The organism is Shewanella sp. SG41-4, assembly GCF_014164505.1.
Taxonomy (GTDB): domain Bacteria; phylum Pseudomonadota; class Gammaproteobacteria; order Enterobacterales; family Shewanellaceae; genus Shewanella.
On sequence record NZ_JACJFI010000290.1, the window covers coordinates 1 to 4375 of the forward strand.

General features: G+C 36.7%; 3 protein-coding genes. 1 reads left to right on the plus strand and 2 read right to left on the minus strand.

Annotated elements, in window-relative coordinates:
* Nucleotides 1-1058 (minus strand): ATPase, T2SS/T4P/T4SS family (locus H5202_RS18300; RefSeq protein ID WP_182773333.1); only part of this gene is annotated, 1058 nt, incomplete at its 3' end.
* 342 nt (nucleotides 1059-1400) lie between these two features.
* On the opposite strand from H5202_RS18300, the gene H5202_RS24695 reads away from it, so the two are divergent.
* Nucleotides 1401-2621: an O-antigen ligase family protein gene (locus H5202_RS24695; protein WP_336244814.1), complete on the plus strand. Its 1221-nt coding sequence runs from the start codon at nucleotides 1401-1403 to the stop codon at nucleotides 2619-2621.
* Nucleotides 2622-3102: 481 nt separating this feature from the next.
* On the opposite strand, the gene H5202_RS24580 is transcribed toward H5202_RS24695, so the two are convergent.
* Nucleotides 3103-3480, minus strand: a complete 378-nt coding sequence (locus tag H5202_RS24580; RefSeq protein WP_220493928.1) for a prepilin-type N-terminal cleavage/methylation domain-containing protein — start codon at nucleotides 3478-3480, stop codon at nucleotides 3103-3105.
* Nucleotides 3481-4375: the final 895 nt, after the last annotated feature.

The window sequence follows — 4375 nt, forward strand, 5'->3', positions numbered from 1 at the left end:
GTGGAGATATTACGCTCTTCGGTGTTAAGTATATTGAGGCCGGTATACAAGGAAACTGTTTTACCGGAACCTGTAGGGCCTGTAACTAAAATCATACCTTGAGGTTTGGCAAGCATTTCTTCGTATAGTAGTCGCTGATCATCCTCATAACCGAGCTTTTCGATACCCAGTTGGGCGGAAGATGAGTCTAATATACGCATTACTATTTTTTCGCCCCAAATAGTGGGCAAGGTACTGACACGAAAATCGATTGACTTGGTGCGCGACAACTTCATTTTTATGCGGCCATCTTGTGGCACTCGTCGTTCGGCAATATCGAGTTTTGACATTACTTTTAAACGGGCAGAAATTCGGTTCGATAGATTGACTGGCGGTTCAGATACTTCATGTAATATACCGTCAATACGGAAACGAATACGGTAACGTTTCTCATAGGGCTCAAAATGCAAGTCAGAAGCGCCTTTGCGGATAGCATCAGTAAGAATTTTATTAATATAAATAACAATTGGGGCATCGTCACTACTGTCACCAGTTTGTTCGTCACGTCTTTCGGTATCAGCTATTTCCATATTAGCCAATGCTTCTTCGTCAGCTCCGCCTAAGTCTAAACCAGAAATATCATCTTCAATGATTTTTTCTAGTGCCTTTAGGAGTTTGTCATCCTCAACTAAAATTGCTTCAGCATGTAAACCTAAGCTAAATTGAAAATCTTCAAGTGCTGCAATATTGGTGGGATCTGATGTTGCAATATAGAGGCGATTACCGCGCTTAAATAAAGGTAAGCATTTATGCTTTTCAATCAGTTTTTTATTTAGAATATCTTCTGGAATACTGGGTATATCGAATTCAGCTAAATCAAGTAAAGGAGTGCCATACTCTTCATAACATAACTCTGCAATTTCGCGTGACGATAAAACTTTTGATAGCACAAGCGTACTTACTAAAGATCGTTTTGATTTTCTAGATTCCGAAATCGCACTCGACAACTGATCTTCGCTAAGCAGGCTTTTGCGAATAAAAAGTGTTGATAATCCCAAATGCAGGCTGGTAGAAGACATGGGGGCTCCAGTTGTACCCAAATGCTAAAATGATAACTTCTTCTTAGAAGAGGTGATTTTAGTCGATTTAGTAAATTATCATTTGTAGCACTAAATAGATATGTGCCAGAATTAGTTTTTAAGCCGATATATATAAAAAGTTGCTAAATATTAGCATTATAACATTTAGTTTAGATCCTTAACTATCATTGTTTACAGCTTAGTTGTATAGCTACATCACCTTTTTATCAGCATATTAAAAGTTTGATTTCACACTTACAAGTGTGGGATCTAGAGATCGCTTCGCTGTAATGCTTAAAATGTAAAAAGCGGATAATTGGAAATTGATAGCGAGGAGTTAGCGTGCAATTAAAAACATATTCTAGAGGACTATTAATTGTCAGTGCATGCTTTTTTTTGCTTGGAACTGTGTTTGCAGTAAAATTTGCTCATCTAGTCGGTGTTGGGAGTGAGTACGATATAAAGCGTATGATTGTTATTGGTAATATTTGGTTGTTCTCATTGGGCTTGTGTTTTATAAAGGATGTTGAATTTATAAGACTTTCAACAGCGACTAAAGCGTTAGCATTCATTTTTTTTACTTTGGCGGCTTGCTCTGCATTACTGAGTAAACATCCATTTTGGGGCGGAATTGAAATTGCTAATATCGGACTCCTAATTAGCGCTTTTGTATTTTTCTTTATCAGTATGAGATCTTTCGACAGAGATACCATTCACTTTTGGGTTTATACCTGTTTTTTATTATTTTCAGTATTTACGTTCGTTAAGTACATTCTTTTTTTATTGTTTTCTTATGCTGATGCGCAAAGCTTTGACATTCACGGACTCATTTCAGGCTATGTTAATGTGCGCTTTTTTAACCAATTACAAGTGATGGTTATGCCACTGCTTTTTTTACCGTTTTTTAGTCAAAACCTAGCTCGGTTTAGGATCATATCTTTTATAGTCATATCCCTTCATTGGACCGTTCTTCTTCAAACTGAAGCTCGTGGCGCAATACTTTCTCTGATACTTGCGTCTAGTTTAATCATGTTTTTTTTATCCGCAGTCAGTCGCAAACGATTTATTGCTATCTTATTGAAAACCTTATTAGCTGGCGTCAGTATATGGCTTGTTTTTATCATTATTATTCCATACTGGTTAATGGATAGTGCAAGCTTCCAAATAAGAACGAGCAGTTCAGGACGTGTTGATTTATGGCTTTATGTTTTAACATCAATACCAGACAGTTTATGGCTTGGGTTCGGACCGATGAGTTTTGCTTGGGGGGAAGGAAAACCTTTACCTAATGCCCACCCGCATAATGCTGTCATGCAGTTACTTTATGAGTATGGAGTGATAGTTTGTATTTTGAGCTGTGCATGGGTCGTTAATTGTGTTTATAGCAGGTGTAAAATGTTAAACCAGTACAAACATATATCCTTAACCCCTATTATGTATGCATTATTGTCAGGCTTAATTTACTCATTATTTAGTGGTGTAGCAGTTATGCCATTTGCACAAGTATTGTTTGTATTTCTGCTGGTTATGTTGATGTCATCTGAGGGGGGGGGATGCTTATAAGCTTAAACGACTTACCCGAATAGGGTTATTTTTACTGGTATCTGCTGCTAGTGGTTTGCTGTTAGCGACATATAAGCATCAAGAGTTGTTACCAGTTATGTTTCCAAGGATTTGGTCCAATGGGTTAATTAACTAGTAATTACACCATTTTTGGAGCAGTTTGATTTTTATGATCCATGCTTTGTTTTCATAGAGAAAAAAGATATTCAAAGTTTACTTACAGTTGTGAATTTGAGTGTGAATTTTAACAGATATAAAATTTTGAGTCTCATCAACTTAAAAATACGCAATATCCATACCTTCAGAAATAAAATGAGGGTATAAAAATACTCGGAAAAAGTTACAGAGATAATCTGGAAGTGGAACTCTAATGGGTACTAACTTTAGTAAATTTTTTATTTCCATGTTATTGATAGCGTTTTAATAATTTAAAACGGAAACGAAAAAGCACTCTGAAACAGAGTGCTTTTTAAGCAATTAACTATGAACCAGTAGCTGTCGATGCAGTACAAGTTACTGTTGTAAAGTCACAACTAACGGTTCCAGCGTCATCTTTCGCTTTAAATTTAACTGCTGTAGCAGTATCTAACCCCGCTAAATCCGTAGGTAAAGTACCAGTTAACGAGTCACAAGCTGTTGCAGTATAGCCTGGAGGAGTTAGTTCTGCGATAAATGATGCCGCTCTTGCTTTGGTGTGAGATGTCGCTTCAGCTAAACATGAGTTAAGCTTACTTTTATTTACATATTCTTTATAAGCAGGCAGTGCGATTGCAGCAAGAATACCGATAATTGCTACTACGATCATTAATTCGATAAGGGTGAAACCCTTAGCATTTTTGATTTGGTTGATACTTTTCATTTTCTCTCCGTAAAATAGGCTAGGGTCGTATCAATCCTCGATATCTGCTCACTTAGTCTATGCATTAAGTCTAGTAACATAAGTGTAGTAGTCGGCATTCATTTGCCTGAAACCGTAAAGCACAATTGTGTGGTGTTAGATGTTATATCCAGATAACCACAATTTTTAATAGTACCAACATTGCTACCGTTACCATGGTTATCTCTATTTAAATATAGATGTGCAATGCACATTCGACAACCTTATTAACTGCAAATAATGCCAGCGGATTCTTTACTAAATGACATTTCGGCTGAGCAGTAACGTAGAGCAAATACACCAATGTTAACAAAATAATCAATAACAGTTGCTGATGTACTTACACAACAATTGTTAATTAATTGATAACGATTTGACGTAATTTGCAATCTAACGATTACAGTGCATGGCCGAAAGGCCAACTCGCCTACAGTAAACGTTAGTATAAACTGCCATAAAATGGAATAGGTTTACCTTACAAATTAAAAATAAATGTATAAAAAGGCTCTAATTTCACATTTTCCGCTCATTATACTCTAAATTATTTTTGACATACTAGGCCACCAAGTATTTTTTTTGACAAAACTGCAACAATGTCGGTTTGTTGGCGCTTTTTTGATTGAGGATATTACTGGTTTATAGCCAAATGACTTCGGCATGTCGGCTTTGGCGTTGTCGAAAGGTAAAAGCTAAAGTGCATAGATGCTAGGTCGCTATGCGGCTAGATGTTAAAAAATATTGGTAGCGAGCGGTGACGAACGATGACATACGGGGACGAGAGATAGGAATCGGTGGCACGGGGGTTAAAATCTCAAATCTAAAATCTCAACTCTAAAAGCTAAAATCTAAAATCTCACAACCTAAGCGTTAAGCCCTA